The sequence below is a fragment of the bacterium genome (genome assembly GCA_024226335.1).
GTDB lineage: Bacteria > Myxococcota_A > UBA9160 > SZUA-336 > SZUA-336 > JAAELY01.
In genome coordinates this window covers 1-15841 of the sequence record JAAELY010000016.1, presented here as the reverse complement: position 1 = coordinate 15841, position 15841 = coordinate 1, and the positions used below count along the sequence as shown (strand labels likewise).

The 15841-nt window shown below is 61.8% G+C and carries 18 protein-coding genes; all 18 read right to left on the bottom strand.

What is annotated here, in order from left to right:
* Window positions 1-3 precede the first annotated feature (3 nt).
* Window positions 4-924 carry a protein translocase subunit SecF gene (secF, locus tag GY725_00650; GenBank protein ID MCP4002678.1) on the bottom strand — a complete coding sequence of 307 codons (921 nt, stop codon included), beginning with the start codon at window positions 922-924 and terminating at the stop codon, window positions 4-6.
* Window position 925: 1 nt separating this feature from the next.
* On the bottom strand, window positions 926-2497 hold the full coding sequence (gene secD / locus GY725_00645) for a protein translocase subunit SecD (protein MCP4002677.1): 1572 nt from the start codon (window positions 2495-2497) through the stop codon (window positions 926-928).
* Window positions 2494-2853, bottom strand: a complete 360-nt coding sequence (gene yajC / locus GY725_00640) for a preprotein translocase subunit YajC (GenBank protein MCP4002676.1) — start codon at window positions 2851-2853, stop codon at window positions 2494-2496. Before yajC ends, secD begins: the two co-directional genes overlap by 4 nt.
* Entirely contained in the window at window positions 2835-3962 is a 1128-nt protein-coding gene (locus GY725_00635; protein ID MCP4002675.1) for a SpoIID/LytB domain-containing protein, read from the bottom strand. The genes yajC and GY725_00635 overlap by 19 nt, the downstream gene beginning before the upstream one ends.
* Before the next feature lie 125 nt (window positions 3963-4087).
* Window positions 4088-5533 carry an adenosylhomocysteinase gene (locus GY725_00630; protein MCP4002674.1) on the bottom strand — a complete coding sequence of 482 codons (1446 nt, stop codon included), beginning with the start codon at window positions 5531-5533 and terminating at the stop codon, window positions 4088-4090.
* 26 nt (window positions 5534-5559) lie between these two features.
* Window positions 5560-6723 carry a methionine adenosyltransferase gene (locus tag GY725_00625; protein ID MCP4002673.1) on the bottom strand — a complete coding sequence of 388 codons (1164 nt, stop codon included), beginning with the start codon at window positions 6721-6723 and terminating at the stop codon, window positions 5560-5562.
* 110 nt (window positions 6724-6833) lie between these two features.
* Complete coding sequence (gene ptsP / locus GY725_00620) at window positions 6834-8603, bottom strand: phosphoenolpyruvate--protein phosphotransferase (GenBank protein MCP4002672.1); 1770 nt, start codon at window positions 8601-8603, stop codon at window positions 6834-6836.
* Window positions 8600-8848 carry an HPr family phosphocarrier protein gene (locus GY725_00615; GenBank protein MCP4002671.1) on the bottom strand — a complete coding sequence of 83 codons (249 nt, stop codon included), beginning with the start codon at window positions 8846-8848 and terminating at the stop codon, window positions 8600-8602. The genes ptsP and GY725_00615 overlap by 4 nt, the downstream gene beginning before the upstream one ends.
* Window positions 8849-8867: 19 nt before the next feature.
* Window positions 8868-9293, bottom strand: a complete 426-nt coding sequence (locus GY725_00610; protein ID MCP4002670.1) for a PTS fructose transporter subunit IIA — start codon at window positions 9291-9293, stop codon at window positions 8868-8870.
* On the bottom strand, window positions 9290-10168 hold the full coding sequence (rapZ, locus tag GY725_00605) for an RNase adapter RapZ (protein ID MCP4002669.1): 879 nt from the start codon (window positions 10166-10168) through the stop codon (window positions 9290-9292). Before rapZ ends, GY725_00610 begins: the two co-directional genes overlap by 4 nt.
* A complete protein-coding gene (locus tag GY725_00600) occupies window positions 10165-10686 on the bottom strand; it encodes a hypothetical protein (GenBank protein ID MCP4002668.1) in 522 nt (173 codons plus the stop codon). The genes rapZ and GY725_00600 overlap by 4 nt, the downstream gene beginning before the upstream one ends.
* Window positions 10687-10706: 20 nt before the next feature.
* Window positions 10707-11168 carry a PTS sugar transporter subunit IIA gene (locus GY725_00595; protein ID MCP4002667.1) on the bottom strand — a complete coding sequence of 154 codons (462 nt, stop codon included), beginning with the start codon at window positions 11166-11168 and terminating at the stop codon, window positions 10707-10709.
* Between the two features lie 27 nt (window positions 11169-11195).
* Complete coding sequence (gene rpoN / locus GY725_00590; GenBank protein MCP4002666.1) at window positions 11196-12656, bottom strand: RNA polymerase factor sigma-54; 1461 nt, start codon at window positions 12654-12656, stop codon at window positions 11196-11198.
* Between the two features lie 5 nt (window positions 12657-12661).
* The gene (lptB, locus tag GY725_00585) at window positions 12662-13387 is read right to left on the bottom strand and encodes an LPS export ABC transporter ATP-binding protein (GenBank protein MCP4002665.1); all 726 of its coding nucleotides are present in this window, start codon (window positions 13385-13387) and stop codon (window positions 12662-12664) included.
* Window positions 13384-13938 (bottom strand): hypothetical protein, encoded by a 555-nt coding sequence (locus GY725_00580; protein MCP4002664.1) that lies wholly within the window; start codon window positions 13936-13938, stop codon window positions 13384-13386. Before GY725_00580 ends, lptB begins: the two co-directional genes overlap by 4 nt.
* The gene (gene lptC, locus GY725_00575) at window positions 13938-14495 is read right to left on the bottom strand and encodes an LPS export ABC transporter periplasmic protein LptC (protein MCP4002663.1); all 558 of its coding nucleotides are present in this window, start codon (window positions 14493-14495) and stop codon (window positions 13938-13940) included. The genes GY725_00580 and lptC overlap by 1 nt, the downstream gene beginning before the upstream one ends.
* A 156-nt stretch (window positions 14496-14651) precedes the next feature.
* Window positions 14652-14918, bottom strand: coding sequence for a hypothetical protein (locus tag GY725_00570; protein MCP4002662.1), 267 nt, complete (start codon window positions 14916-14918; stop codon window positions 14652-14654).
* A gap of 120 nt (window positions 14919-15038) precedes the next feature.
* Window positions 15039-15557 carry a transcription elongation factor GreB gene (gene greB / locus GY725_00565; protein MCP4002661.1) on the bottom strand — a complete coding sequence of 173 codons (519 nt, stop codon included), beginning with the start codon at window positions 15555-15557 and terminating at the stop codon, window positions 15039-15041.
* Window positions 15558-15841 lie beyond the last annotated feature (284 nt).

The following is a 15841-nucleotide window of genomic DNA, read 5'->3' as shown; positions in this document are numbered from 1 at the left end:
ACCCTATGCGGCCGCAGTCTGGGGCGGGTAGCGACGCTCCAGGAAGATGAGCATGGCGCTGGCCACGTAGACGGTCGAGTAGGTTCCGACGACGATGCCGATTAGCAGCGCGAGTGCGAAGTCGCGCAGCACGGGACCGCCCAGAGACAGGATCGCGACGATCACGAAAAGAGTGGTCAGAGAAGTGAGGAGCGTACGTGAGAGCGTCTGGTTGATGCTCTGATTCACTACGTCGTCCAGATGGGTCGCGCCGCGCATACCCAGGTTTTCGCGGATGCGATCGTAGATGACGATCGTATCGTTGAGCGAATAGCCGATGACCACGAGCAGAGCCGCGACCACCTGTAGATTGAACTCCCAGCCAAAAAGCACGAAGACGCCGGCGGTGATGATGACGTCGTGCACCAGGGCAACGACGGCTCCCGGCGCGTAGCGAAGATCGAAACGGAACCAGATATAGATCAGGATCAACGCCCAGGACAGCAACATGGCACCAACACCGGCCTGGCGGAGTTCCTCTCCCACGCGCGGGCCGATCGACTCGACGCTGGGCGCGCTGACTTCACCGCCGAGGAGTTCGGTCAACTGGCCGGCGAGATTGATCGCCAGATCGCGGTCTTCCTCGTGGGAGATCGGCAGGCTGATGCGAAAGCTCCTGTCTTCGACAGAACCGAAGCGCGTGATGACCGCATCGGGAAAGCCCACCTCGCTCACCGACGCCCTCACCTGGCCTTCGTCGATCGCGCCCGCCGCCTCGGCGACGTGGACCTGCACCACGGTGCCGCCCTTGAAATCGATCCCCAGGTTGAACCCCGCCACCAGCATCAGCACGAGTGCGGCGACGACGACGGCCACAGAAACGATCGAGAAGGCGCGCGACTGCCCGACGAAGTCAATCTTGGTTCCGGGACTGATCAGCTCCATTTCAGATCCTCAACGTCTGGGGGTTGCGTGTGTAGGCCAGGTCGAAGAGCAGGCGTGTGACCACCAGTGCGCAGAACACACTCGAAATGATCCCGATCGCCAGTGTTACACCAAAGCCCTGTACGGGACCGCGCCCGAAGTAGAGCAAAACGATCGCCGCGATCAAGGTCGTGACGTTCGCATCCATGATCGTCAACGCTGAGCGTTTGAAACCGATCTGGATGGCGTTGCGCGTGTTCTTGTTGGTGCGGAGTTCCTCGCGGATGCGTTCGAAGATGATCACGTTCGCATCGACCGCCATTCCGACCGTGAGCACCAGCCCCGCGATGCCCGGCAGGGTGAGTGTGGCTTCCGCCAGACTCATCAAGCCGATGATGATCGTCAGGTTCACGATCAACGCGGTGTTCGCCAGCAGTCCGGACTTGTTGTAGTAGATGAGCATGAAGACGATCACGAGCGCACCGCCGAGCAGGATCGACTGCGCTCCCTGACTGACCGAGTCGGCACCCAGTTGCGGACCGACGGTGCGTTCTTCTTCGATCTTCAGCGGTACGGGCAAGGCGCCCGAGCGCAGCGATACGGCGATATTGGCCGCCTCCTCGCGGGTGAAACTGCCCGTGATCTGACCGTTGCGGCCGATGCGCCCCTGGATCGTGGGCGCGGTGATCACCTTGCCGTCGATGATCGATGCGAGCCGGTTGCCAACGTTATTGCCGGTGAACTCGCGGAAGATGCGGGTTCCTTCTGCGTTCCAGGTGAACAGGATGATCGGGCGATTGCGGCGATCGAATCCGATGCGCGCGTCCTGGAGCATGAGGCCCGTGAGGACGGGGTCGCTCGGCACCAGCAACGCCTCGGTTACCGAATTGGGATCGCCACTGTCCAGGAGTTCGACGACGATCTTGGTGTCGGCGGGTAGACCGTCGGGATACTGCGCTTCCAGAAGCTCCTCGTTGGCCGCAAAGGCTTCGACCTTGTGGAAGACCAGGAAGGTGGTCCGATCGAGCATCTTTCGCGCAGTGGCCGGATCGACTTCACCGCCGGGCATCTGCACCAGGATGCGACCTTCGCCCTGGGGCGCGATCACCGGTTCGGTCACGCCGAGTCCGTTGATGCGCCGGTCCAGGACCTCGAGCGACTGATCGACCGCCGTCTTCAGCACGGTTTGCCGGCGCTGACTGGAGAGTTCGATCTGTAGGCTACCGTTGTTCTGGGTCACGTCGATGTCGCGGAATTGCTCGTCGAGCAGCGACTTCAGCGCCGCGCCATCGCCGCTGAGTTCGATCGATCCCTCCTCGGAGACCTCGGCCGCCGTCAACTCGATGCCGCGCTCCTTGGCCAGCGCCTCGACTGCGCCTTTGATCGAGTCGGCCTCTTGCCTGAATGCCACCTGATCGTCGACGCGCAGCAACCAGTGGATGCCGCCCTGCAGGTCCAGCCCGAGTCGTACGGCGCGATCCCGCAGGAAAGGGCTGGCGTCGCGCTGCTCTTGCGAAAAGAAACTCGGAACGGCCAGGTACGCCATCAGCACGACGATGATCCCGACCAGAATGCTCCGGCCCCGAAGGCTCATGATTTATCTCCGTTGCTCGAAACACGCGACCCGATGGCGCTCTTGTTGAGCTTGACCCTGACGTTGTTCGCGATTTCCACCGTCAATACATCGTCCGTCACGCCGGTGACCTTGCCGTGAATTCCGCCCGAGGTCACGATCACGTCGCCTTTCGCAACCTGGGCGAGCATGGTCTTGTGCTCCTTTTCCTTGCGCTGCTGGGGGCGGATGATCAGGGCGTACATGATCAGCAGCATCGCCACGATGAACAGAAGCGGGCTGCCGAGGATGCCACCTTGCGGTTCGGCGGGTGATTGCCCCCCCGGAGTGACGTCTAACTGGGCGATGAGTGGTGTTTTCAATGAAGCGCGCTCCATCCGGCCGAATCCGCGCGCGACGAGTCGAGTCGCAGCAGTTCGGTTCCGGGATAGTAATGAGCCAGAATCTCTCGGTGGGTCTTTCCCTGTAGTGCCATCGCATACGCTCCCCACTGGCAGAGGCCTACTCCGTGACCGGAGCCACTGCCGAGAAAGCGCACGCTGGAACCGTCGACTCGAACCTCGAACATCGTGCTGCGAATCGCTCCTCCGCCCAGAACCTGACGCAGTTCGCGACCGGAGAGTCGCACCTCGCCGAACTGGAGTTCGCGGACCCGCCCGCTCTGGGAGAGAGAGACGACACGGGCGACACCATTGCCCAGACCCGGATAGCCTGCGTCCTTCAGAGCGGCCTGCAACTCCTTCAACTCGATCTCGTAGCTCCAGAAAAAGTGAGGAGCGTCATCGTCGGGCGAACGGACGGATTTCAGATACGGAAGTGCCTGGCCCCAGACTTCCTGTGACGAGGCCGTGTGTCCGCCCGCAGAGGCGTGAAACGCCGCGAGAATGGGGCCGTCTCGATGGCTCAGGTAAAGACCATCGGTCGTGCGTGTCGCTTCTACCAGCCGGGGCGAGACCTGCCCCGCTTCGTATTTCTGCGAGATCACGGATGCATCCACGTCGTGCCCCGCCTCGCGATTGCGCTGCCGCTCGTGCAGGGCGTAGGTGCGCGCCACGATGGTCTGCGCTTTCAGGGCCTCGATCGGCCAGTCTGCGTAGACCTCGCTGGCCGCGCTTCGAGCAACGTAGGTCTCCAGGGGAACCCGGCTGACCACATCCATTCCTGCATCGGCGCGGGGAATCAGCAACACTTCACCCTCTGCGGGTTTCCCGTCGATCTTCAAACGGTTACGCGATCTGACCGTGATCGGAGTGCGGCTCAGAATCGGCCCCACTCTCAGCAGTCCGGAACCCGCCGAAGCGAGCACCTGCTCCGCGCTCACGGCCTGCTCAGCGATCCGCAGGGCCTCCCCGCCCAGCGAGACGGAAGAGACATCCTCCGCGATCCGCACACGCACGATCACCTCGGCCAGCGCCGTCTCCGGCGTGACCGGGATCGAGGCAATCAGGCCCGCGACGAACGCGTTGAACCAGACCGGTGACCTCACGGGTTTGCTAGAGCAGCCCAAGTCCCTCCCCACTCCGGGGCGGAAGCCCCGGGGGTCGGAGGTATCGCAAAAAAGGCGTGCTGAGTCAACGAGTTACCCAGGATCGGGGGACTCGTCGACGCGACTCAGTAACGATAACTATCGGGCTTGTACGGACCTTCGATGGGAATCTCGAGGTAATCGGACTGAGCCTGCGTCAGTTCGGTGAGTCGCACACCCAGATGATCGAGGTGCAACCGCGCGACCTCTTCATCCAGATGCTTCGGCAACACGTAGACCTTCTTGTCGTACTGCGAAGTGTTCGTCCACAACTCCAGCTGCGCCAACACCTGGTTCGCGAACGAAGCGGACATGACGAAGCTCGGGTGACCCGTCGCACAACCGAGATTGAGCAGACGGCCTTCGGCCAGAACCATCACGCTATGACCGTCCGGGAACAACCACTCGTCGTACTGCGGCTTGATGTTGATCTTCTGGATGCCTTTGAATTTTTTGAGGCCGGCCATTTCGATCTCGTTGTCGAAGTGCCCGATGTTGCCGACGATCGCCTTGTCCTTCATGCGCGACATGTGATCGGCGGTGATGATGTTGAAGTTGCCCGTTGCTGTGACGAACACATCGGCGAGACCGATCACATCGTCGAGCGTCGAGACCTGGTAGCCCTCCATCGCGGCCTGTAGCGCGCAGATCGGATCGATCTCGGTGACGATCACCCTACAGCCCTGACCGCGCAACGATTGCGCGCAGCCCTTTCCGACTTCGCCGAAACCGCACACGACTGCGACCTTGCCGCCCAGCATCACGTCGGTGGCGCGGTCCAGACCGTCGACCAGCGAGTGTCGGCAACCATAGATATTGTCGAACTTGCTCTTGGTCACCGAGTCATTGACGTTGATCGCGGGGAAGAGCAGCGAAGCGTTCTTCTCCATCTGATAGAGGCGCAGAACCCCAGTCGTGGTCTCCTCGCTCACGCCCTTCATCGCCTGACCGACCTCGGTCCAGCGCTTCGAATTCTTCTGCTGCTCGGAGCGCAGCAGTCCGAGAATCACGCCCCATTCTTCTGGATCATTTTCCTCATCGAACTCGGGAACCTTGCCGTCCGCTTCGAACTCCGTGCCCTTGTGGATCAGCAGCGTCGCATCGCCTCCGTCGTCGACGATCATCTCGGGACCCTTTCCGTCGGGCCACATCAGAGCGCGCTCGGTGCACCACCAGTACTCCTCGAGGGTCTCGCCCTTCCAGGCGAACACGGGCGTACCCTTGGGGTTGTCGACCGTTCCATCGCGACCGACTGCAATCGCGGCCGCGGCGTGATCCTGCGTCGAAAAGATATTGCAGCTGACCCAGCGGACGTCGGCCCCGAGATCCACGAGGGTTTCGATCAATACGGCCGTCTGCACCGTCATGTGCAGACTGCCCATGATGCGCGCACCCTTTAGTGGCTGGGCGGCGCCGTAGCGTTCGCGCAGTTCCATGAGCCCGGGCATTTCGTGCTCGGCCAGGCGGATTTCCTTCCGGCCCCACTCGGCCAGGGACAGGTCGGCGACCTTGTAGTTTTCGGTCTCGTGCATGGTGTCTCCCGTGGCGCGCAGCGCCGTCAGATGCCCAGATCGCTGCGCAGTTTGTCTGCGAGGCCTGTGCCTTCCCAGGTAAAGTCGTCGCCGGTGCGGCCGAAGTGGCCGTGGTACGAGGTCTGTTGATAGATCGGACGGCGCAGGTTGAGCGAATCGATGATGCCCCGCGGCGTCAGGTCGAAGAACTTGCGGATGGCGCGCACGATCGAATCGTCGTCGACCTTTCCCGTTCCGAAGGTATCGACCAGGATCGAGACCGGCTCTGCGACGCCGATCGCATACGACACCTGGACTTCGAGGCGACGAGCCGCCCCTGCCGCGACCAGGTTCTTGGCCACCCAACGGGATGCATAAGCGGCCGAGCGGTCGACCTTGGTCGGATCCTTGCCCGAGAAAGCTCCGCCACCGTGGCGACCCATCCCGCCGTAGGTGTCGACGATGATCTTGCGACCGGTGAGTCCAGCGTCCCCGTGCGGACCACCGACGACGAAACGACCGGTCGGGTTGACGAAGAAGCGCGTCTCGGTGTCGACCAGATCGCCTGGAAGCACGGGGTCGATGATCTTTTCTTTGACCCGCGCCTTCAGGTCTTCATAGGAGACGTCTTCGGAGTGCTGCGTGCTGAGCACGATCGCGTCGATCCGCTTCGGGCGGTCACCGTCGTACTCGACGGTGACCTGGGATTTCGCGTCGGGACGCAGGAATTCCAGTTCCCCGGAAAACCGCGATTCAGCGTGACGCGCCATCAGCTTGTGCGCGAGCGTGATCGGCAGCGGCATCAACTCTTCGGTTTCATCGCACGCGAAACCAAACATCATTCCCTGGTCACCGGCCCCCTGCTCCTTGTGCAGGCCCTCGCCTTCTGTCACGCCCTGCGAGATATCGGGGGACTGCTCTTCGAGCGCCACCAGAATCCCGCAGCCCGCACCGTCGATGCCCATGGCCGCGTCGTCGTAACCGACATCGAGCACCGCCCGACGGACGACCTCGGGAATCTTGACCGTTGCCTCGCTGGTGACCTCGCCTGCGACACAGACGAAGCCCGTCTTGACCAGGGTTTCACAGGCCACCCGGCTATTGGCATCGCCTTCCAGATACGCATCGAGAATCGCGTCGGATATCTGATCGGACAGCTTGTCAGGGTGGCCCATCGAGACCGACTCTGAAGTGAAGAATCTTCGTGCCATGAGAGCTTTCCCCTTTGCCTCTTCGGGAACTTCGCCAGGACCGGGCGGAATCTGTCTGCCCGGTCGCAACCGGCTCCGACAGTCGGGGGGCCGATCATTGGCCGCGAATCCTACCCCTCCAGAGCGATTCGCTCAAACTCCAGAGGAAATCTGCGCCGCATTCCGGCTTCTACCTGGCGCCGAATGGCGGCAGCGCTATCCAGCGGCCAGATTTCCGAGAGCAAAGCTCGGGCCTCCACGACGGTCGAATCCCGAAGAATCTTCTTCAGAAGCGGGATCGAGAACGGCGCCATCGACATTTCGCCGATTCCGAGCGCCAGCAGGATCCAGCAATTGAGCGGATCGCCCGCCATTTCGCCGCACATTCCGACCACGATTCCCGCGCGCCTTCCGGCCTGGCAAATGCGCTGGATCATGCGCAAATGGGCCGGGTGCAGGGGTTCGTACAGATACGCCACCTGCTCGTTCGTCCGGTCCACCGCGAGCGTATATTGGACCAGGTCGTTGGTACCGATCGACAGAAAGCCCGCGTGAGGAGCAATCAGGTCGGCGATCATCGCGGCCGCCGGTGTCTCGATCATCACGCCCATCGGCACTTCGCGATCGATCGCGACCCCTTCTTTGATCAACTGCGCCTTGGTGCGCTCCAGCGCTTCGCGCGCGAAGCGGACTTCCGCCAGACCCGACACCATGGGCAGAAGAATCTTCAGCTTGCCGTACTGGCTCGCGCGAAGCAGGGCGCGCAACTGGACCTCGAACAACTCCGGGCGACTCACCGACATGCGCACTCCCCGCAAGCCGAGCGCCGGATTGGGCTCCTCACTGAGTTCCAGGCCCGAAGGCACCTTCTCGCCGCCCAGATCGAGCGTGCGGATGACCGCCCCGTGCGGCGCAATACCTTCGACGATCTCGCGATACGAGGCGAGTTGCTCTTCTTCGCTCGGCAGGTCGGGACGGTTCATGAACAGGAACTCGGTACGGAACAGTCCGATGCCTTCTGCGCCGTAGCGCACCGCGTCGGGAATCTCGTCGGATTGATCGATGTTCGCGAGCGTCTTCACGCTCACGCCATCATTGGTCTCGGCCGGAAGATTCACGTAGCGCAATAGCTCGCGCGTCATCGCGCGGAAATCGGCCAGCTGTTTGCGGTACTCCGCAATCGTATCGGGATCGGGATCGAGCAGCACACGGCCAGAACGACCATCGACGATCATCGTCACGCCATCGTTGACGTTGGGTACTAGATCGTGCCCGGCACCGACAACGGCGGGGATCTCCAGGCTACGCGCCATGATCGTCACGTGCGAGGTGCGCGAACCCGCTTCGGTCGCGATGCCACCGATGCCGTCTCGAGTAACCTGCGCGATCTCAGCGGGCGAGAGGTCTTCGGCGACCACGATCACTCCCGCGGGTGCATTGCCCAGCCCTTCGGGTTCGCGGCCCATCAAGACTTGAAGGACGCGGCGCACGATGAACCCGACGTCGCCCGCGCGCTCTCGGATATACGGATCGGTCATCGACTCGAACATGGCTTCGAGGCGGCGCAATTCGCGTTGCAACGCCCACTCGGCATTGAGCTGGTGTTCGCGAATGTTCTGGATCGCCTGATCGAGGAGTGTGGGATCTTCCAGGAAAAGGAACTGCGCGTCGAAGATGCTGCCGACCAGCCCCGTACTTTGCATGCCGTCCCGGATCTCTTCCAGACGCGCGCGGGTTTCGCGGAAGGCTTCCTGCAGGCGTTCGACTTCGAGTTCGACGTGGTCAGGACGAACGTGGTGCTCAGGAATGATCAGGCGCTCGCGCCGCAGGATGTAGGCGGGCCCGATTGCAATACCCGGTGACGCGGGGATTCCGCGTCTGTCGTTCCCGTTGGAACTCAAGCGTCTTCCCCGAACCGATCCTGTACGAGTCCGACGAGCGCGTTCACCGCTTCTTTCGCATCGGGTCCTTCCGCGCTGACACGCATGCTCGTACCCCTGGGAGCAGCCAGAGTCACGAGCGCGATGATGCTCTTGCCATTCGCCGATGCAACGCCGCGTTCGACGGTCACCGTGCTCTTGAAACCCTCTGCCAGCTTCACGAAAGCGGCCGCAGCTCGCAGGTGCAGTCCGAGTTCGTTGCAGATCTCACAGTCGCCAGTGACCTTACTCACCGGAGACTTCACCCTCGTGCCCGGCGAGTACGTCGCTTGCCACCGAAATATTGTGCCGTCCGTAGTCGCGAGCCAGTTCCGCAAGCGCGTGGATCGTCGTGCCCTCTCGAGTGCGAGCGACTTTGACCAGCATTGGCATGTTCACACCGGTAACGATCTCGACCTCATCCTCTTCCATGAACGACAGAGCCAGATTCGACGGTGTTCCACCGAACATGTCGACGAGGACGAGCACGCCATCGCCTGTATTGGCTCCTCGAATCGCCTTGTCGAGCAGCGAACGCATGTCTTCGGGTGAAGTCTTCGTGGGGTCGAGCCCGACCGCGTGAACGTGTTCGATGTCATCGACGATCAGGCGCAGGACGCCCAGAAGCTCGTCTGCCAGATGGTAGTGGGAAAGTATGACCAGACCGATCAAGATTTTGCCTCTCCTCGGGTGATGTCCCGGTGACTCACCCGGACCCCGATATTACGTTCTCGAAGGTGGCGGTCCAGAGCCTGGATCACAGCCACCGAGCGATGTCGACCGCCGGTGCAGCCGATCGCTATCGTCAGATACGCTTTCCCCTCCTCCTCGTAGAGGGGGATCATATAGTCCAGAAATCCAAAAAACCGCTTTAGAAACGCGGCTGTTCTCGGATCATCGAGCACATAGCTCGAGACCCGCGGATCCAGTCCCGTGAAGGCGCAGAGCTCCGGTTCGAAATTCGGATTCGGCAGGAATCGCACATCAATCAGCAGGTCGGCGGTCCCGGCCGCGCCGTAGCGGAAGCCGAAACTCACCAGTTCGACCTCGAGATGCCCGGTCCGCGCCGCTCCGCTGAAAATCCTCGTGATCGTGCGCTTGAGCTCATGCACACTCATATGTGTCGTATCGATGATCTGATCGGCACGAGCCGCCATCGCGGCCAGTTGATCCCGCTCCTGGGCGATATCTTCGAGGAGCGATCCCGAACCGCGCGTAGGATGGGCGCGGCGCGTCTCGTTGAAGCGCTTGAGCAACACGTCGTCGGACGCATCGATGAAGATCAGATCTCGCAGCACACCGCGTTCACGCAGGCGGGTATGCACAGCGGGAAAATCCTCGAGAAAATCCCGCTCGCGCACGTCCACGGTCACCGCCAGACGGTCCGTACCTTCGCCGAACAGGTCGACGAAACGATCGAGCAGGACAACGGGCAGATTGTCGACGCAGAAGAAGTCCAGGTCCTCGAGCGCCTTCATGGCCGTGGTACGGCCGGCACCCGACATGCCGGAAAGCACGACCAGTTCGGGATTTCGGCTGCGCGTCACTGGCGCCCCCTGCGCAGCTGTTCGCGAATTCGCTCGTCCAGATCTCGCGCGCTACTGGAGCCGTCCTGCTGAAGTTTATAATTGCGCACACCTACCTCGATCAGCGTCGCCAGATTGCGCCCAGGTGCGACGGGGAGATTTAGCGCGGGGATCTCGAACCCGGCTACGTCCTGTTTGCGCTGCTCCAGTCCGATCCGATCCACTTCACCCGATCCCCATTTCTGAAGATTGACCGCCAGCCTAATTCGCGCGCTCGTGAGGACCGCTTCCTCTCCAAACAGGCTCGGAATATGGATGATCCCGATGCCGCGCAACTCCATGTAGTGCCGCACGAGTTCGGGACTCGATCCACACGGCTGACCGTCTTCATCGGCCTTGATCAAGACCACATCGTCGGCGACAAAAAGGTACCCACGGCGCACCAGTTCGAGTGCCGCTTCACTCTTTCCGATTCCGCTTCCGCCGAGCAGGAGCACGCCGAGCCCCGCCACCTCGACCAGGCTTCCGTGAATACGCACCGGTGGCGACTGCGAACAGGTCAGAGCCTCGACTCCTCCTCCTCGATCGCCTTGAACAGATCGTCGGTGGAAGGAATCTCCAGCAGCCGCGAGCGGAACTCTTCGGAGGTGAGCAGTCTCGAAAGCCGTGCGAGCGTCAACAAATGGGTGCTGCCTTCGCGGCCAGGGGCCACCAGCAAAAAGAACATATGCGTCGGATCGCCGTCCACCGAATCGAAGTCGATTCCCTCTCGGCTGCGGCCGAAGCTGGCCAGCAGGCGATCCAACGACTCCATGCGGGCGTGGGGAATCGCGATTCCGTCTCCCATGGCGGTCGTACCCAGCTGTTCTCGCTCCAGGAGCATGTCGAGAAGCTCGGCCGCGTCGAGATCCTTCACCTCGGCCGCGAGCCCATCCGCGAGCTCCCGAAGAGCTTCTTTCTTGGTTCTCGCCTTCATATCGACGAGGCAGGCTTCGCGAACGAGAATGTCTGTCAGCTTCATGCCGGGTACCAGAAAAGGGCGGCGAGTCTAGCCGATCTGCCGACGCCTTGTCGAAGAAAGAACACGCAGTGCCTCGCGGTACTTCGTTACCGTCCGCCGCGCGATGTGGATTTCTGCTTTCTTGAGGATCTCGACCAGCTTCTGGTCAGAATACGGCTTGCGGGGATCCTCGGACTTGATGATCTGGAGGATCTTCTCCTTGACGCTCTCCGACGCGATCCCGTCGCCGTCACCCGTTCGGATGCTCGAATTGAAGAAGAATTTCAGCTCGAATACGCCGTGCGGCGTTTGCGCGTACTTGGCCGTCGTCACCCGGCTCACGGTCGACTCGTGCATGCCGATGTCGTCGGCCACGTCGCGCAGATTCAAAGGCCGGAGGAACTCCTGGCCCTTGTCGAAAAAGTCGCGCTGGAAGCGGATGATCGACTCCATCACCTTCACAATCGTGCGCTGGCGCTGATGAATCGACTTGATCAACCAGACGGCTGATCGCAGCTTCTCGCGCACGTACTCGCGAGTGTCCTTCGATTCGCCATCGCGCCGGACCAACACTTCGCGGTACGCCGGACTCACCTTCAGCTTCGGCATGCCGTCCTCGTTCAGAACGACGTGATACTCATCGGCGATCTTGTGAACGTAGATATCCGGTGTGATGTACACCGGATCTTCACCGGAAAACCGACGTCCGGGGCGGGGTTCGAAGCTACCGATCGTACGCGCCGCTTCGGCCACTTCTTCGATTGAAACTTCTTCGATTCGGCCGATCGCGCGGTAGTCCTTGCGCTGAAGCAGATCGAGATGCTCGGAGGTGATCTTCAACACGAGCTTGTCAGTCAGGTTCACGACGCGCATCTGCACGAGCAGACACTCCGAGAGCGAACGCGCTGCGACGCCGACGGGATCGAGTCGCTGCACGCGCATCAAGACCTTTTCAGCGTTGTCCAGAGCGATATTGGCGGTCTCGGCGATCGATTCGAGATCTTCTTCGAGATACCCATCGTCATTGAGGTTGTGCACGATCAGGGTCGCGACCGTGAGTTCCCCATCGTCGAGATCGGAAAACCCGAGCTGCCACATCAGGTGATCGGTCAGCGACGCACCCTCGGTCAGGGTCGATTCAAGCGGGGGCCGCTCGTCGTCGGCCCGCGAGAGACTCGTCTGCGGCTGGGACTCCATGTAGTTTTCCCAGTCGACGTCTCCCACCATGTCATCCGTCGTAGGCTCGGGAGCCTCGGCTTCGGGCGCGGGAGCCTCTTCGACCGGTGCCGGAGTGTCGTCGGATTCGGGCTTGCTCGTATCGTCGACACCGCTCTCGTCGCTCTCTTCTTCGTAGACCTCTTCGAGAACGGGGTTTTCGACGAGTTCCTGCTGGATCGTGGTCTGGAGTTCCAGGCGCGAGAGCTGCAGAAGCTTGATCGCCTGCTGCAACTGCGGCGTCATGACCAGAGTCTGGCTGAGCTTCGGCTGAAGTTTGAGATCAAGCGCCATGAGATCTACATCCGGAAGTTCTGGCCGAGATAGATTTCGCGAACCGTCGGATCCTCAGTGATCTCGGTGGGGGTTCCCTCTCGGATGATGCGTCCGTCCTTGATGATCGAAGCGCGGTCACAGATCGAAAGTGTCTCGCGCACATTGTGGTCGGTAATCACGATACCGATGCCGCGTTCGCGCAACTGCGAGATGATTTTCTGGATGTCGATCACTGCAATCGGATCGATACCCGAGAACGGTTCGTCAAGCAGCATGAAGCACGGATCGAGAACCAGTGCGCGCGTGATCTCCACGCGTCGGCGCTCTCCACCCGACAGTGTCGCGCCCTTCTGCTTCGCCTTGGCCGTGAGGTTCAACTCGGACATGAGCCTTTCCAGACGAACATGGCGTTCGGAGCGGGAGATCGGCAGCGTCTCCAGAATCGACAGAATGTTCTCCTCAACCGTTAGCTTGCGAAAGATGGACGGTTCCTGCGGCAGATAGGTAATTCCCCTACGGGCTCTTTGATACATCGGCATCTTGGTGATTTCCTCATCACCCAGAAAAACCGAACCGGCCGTGGGGCGTACGCGCCCGACCATCATGTTGAACGTTGTCGTCTTACCGGCACCGTTGGGCCCAAGAAGCCCAACGACTTCGCCTGGCGCGACCGCGAGGCGAATGTCTCGCACGGCTTCCTTCGCCGCGAAACTCTTGCAGAGATCGTGAGCGTGAAGGGTGGGATTCACTCGCTCGCCGTTTCGCCTTTCACCCGGACGGTGGCTCCCCCACTTGCCCGGACCAGGCCCTCGCACAGATCGAAGAAGATCTCGTCGGCCTCTACGACATCGTCGCCGCGTTGCAACACGGCCCGGGCCATACCTCCCTTGCACAAGGCCGTACAGGCGAGGTTGTCCAAAACTGCCTTGTGACAGAGTGCGGTATTGGCGCCCTGAACGATGCGCACATTTCCGCCTGCGGTTATGCGATCGGGTTGGCCGCTCCCCGTCTTCTGGTAGACCGCCTCTGCCCAGTCGCAGCTCAAGCTCATATCGGCCTGGGTCGCTCTCACACCACCCTTGAACACCACTCGCCGTTGTCCACCTTGATCGGGCATCAACTCGAGTTCTTTCGACTTGATCTCGAGCGGTGAATTGCGAGCGATTTCGAATCCCAGACGCGCAGCGGCTTCGCCGGTGTTTTTTTCCGCGCCCGGAGAGGTCTTGTCCTGGCCATGCGCGGGGCCCTGAACCACCAGGGCGAAGGCGGAGACGAACAGGAGGGAGACGAGTGTGCGCACTAGGAGCCCCCGTTCATGTTCGCCTGCACGCGGCCGGTGAGCTTCAAACTGCGCGTGGCCACGTCGAGTTCCATACCGTCAGCCTTCAACTTCAGGTTCTCCCGCTCCACACGCACCCCCGAACTCGAGTACAGCTTGCGCCGTTCGTGTTCATATCGGACCTCGTCGGTCACGAAGCGATCTCCGTCTTGCGTCGTGCCCTCGACACCGCCGGTCAGCAGGAAGTCGTCACTGTCGAGTCGAAATTCGGCGTGGGGCGCCGTGATTCGTGTTCGACCTCGCTCTTCCTGGGCGAACAGGATCATCACCTTTTCGAGCCTCGCGACGCCGCCACTGGAATCGACCTCGGCCGTCGCCGCCGAAATCAGGAGGTCTCGAGCTCCAGCTGCGTAGCCCTCGAACACCACCCCGGTCAACTGCGCGGGCGGCAAGCTCAGGTCGCCCGCCAGGGCCGCCAGATCGGCGTCGCGCCCCAAATCACAGCCCAGCAGGGCGCAGCAAGCGATTGCGGAGAGGAGCCGCACAGCGACGGCCTGGAGTGTGTTCCCGATCTGCAAGCGATGTCTCTTCCCCTGCCGGACAGGAACGCCTGCCGACAGCTCGGAGCGAACCGACCGGGGGTACCGGAACCGACTCGCGGGGGAGGAACTTTCCGCCCCTAGCAAGAAACATACCATTCCCTTGGCGCAACCCGCAAGGAGTGGCGCGGGAGCCTAGGGCTGGATCGGCTCAGCGTCGTCGCGAACCTCTTCGAGATCGCGACCCACGAGAGTGCGGAACGGCTCGACCCCGCCGATGTACCAGGCGGGGCGGAAGATCAGGTAGTCCAGGACCACACCGACCGGATGGAGGGCATAGGCCACGACCCGCAGCGGGTGTCCGGCATGGCGTGGGTTGTAGTCCGAGCGAGGCTTCGCGGAAGCCGGCAACGTGAGTGCGCAGACCAGAATCAGTGCTGAAACGAGGCTTGTGAGCTTCAAAGATCTCATCCTTCCGCGGATTGACCGTACCAAGATAGCCGACCTCTCGGGACCTTGCTGGCGCCGTTGGCCTTTCATGGCTCTATCGACCACCCGGGAAGCAGACATGAGTGGGCACGGCTAGCCAAACGCGCCCGGCGCGTCAGCCTCGCCTGCGTAGTCGATCTCCAGGATCGTGAAGCTCGCAGGACCCGCTGGGCGGCGGACGATGACCTCCTCGCCCTCCTCCTTGCCAACCAGCACCCGCCCCATGGGCGACTCGATGCTGATCAGCCCGTTTTCGACATCGGTCTCGTCGGGACCCACCAGCCGGTAGCGCACCGTCTCACCCTGCTCGGGCTCGAGAGTGACCCACGCGCCAAAGAACACGCGATCCTCATCGACCTCTCCGGGTTGCACGACCACGAGTTGATCAAAGCGCTTGCGGATGAAACGGATCCGACTGTCGATCTCCCGCAGGCGGCGCTTGCCGTAGATGTACTCGGCGTTTTCGGAGCGATCGCCCATCGCTGCCGCTTCCTGGACCTCGAGTGTCACCCGCGGTCGTTCGGTCTTCCACAAGCGTTCGAGTTCCGCCTGGAGCCTCTTGACGCCCTCGGGCGTGATGCAGCTCTTCCTGGATCGCTCGGGTGTCGCCACGGAGGGAGCATCGCTCGCTCGAGAAAGCGGGTCAACGGATCGCCTGGACGACCGGGGCCGGAGCGGTTTCTATCCGTACATCGATCTGCCCAGTCGGGAGTCGATCACCAGCTCACATCGACCGCAGAGGCCCGATGGTTTGAGTTGTGGTCCGAAGAATGTGCCTTTCGAGTCCGCAGGTCTTCTCGGAGCAGGCCATCTGACCCGTTCCCTGGACTCAGTACGCGTAAGAGAGTTCGTGACTCCGTCCGCCCGGCAGTCTGCGGGTCGGAATGCGCCGCTCG

Coding starts and splice junctions, on each gene's coding strand:
- secF (MCP4002678.1), bottom strand. CDS start 924: ATGGAGCTGATCAGTCCCGGAACCAAGATTGACTTCGTCGGGCAGTCG.
- secD (MCP4002677.1), bottom strand. CDS start 2,497: ATGAGCCTTCGGGGCCGGAGCATTCTGGTCGGGATCATCGTCGTGCTG.
- yajC (MCP4002676.1), bottom strand. CDS start 2,853: ATGGAGCGCGCTTCATTGAAAACACCACTCATCGCCCAGTTAGACGTC.
- GY725_00630 (MCP4002674.1), bottom strand. CDS start 5,533: ATGCACGAGACCGAAAACTACAAGGTCGCCGACCTGTCCCTGGCCGAG.
- GY725_00625 (MCP4002673.1), bottom strand. CDS start 6,723: ATGGCACGAAGATTCTTCACTTCAGAGTCGGTCTCGATGGGCCACCCT.
- GY725_00595 (MCP4002667.1), bottom strand. CDS start 11,168: ATGAAGCTGACAGACATTCTCGTTCGCGAAGCCTGCCTCGTCGATATG.
- rpoN (MCP4002666.1), bottom strand. CDS start 12,656: ATGGCGCTTGATCTCAAACTTCAGCCGAAGCTCAGCCAGACTCTGGTC.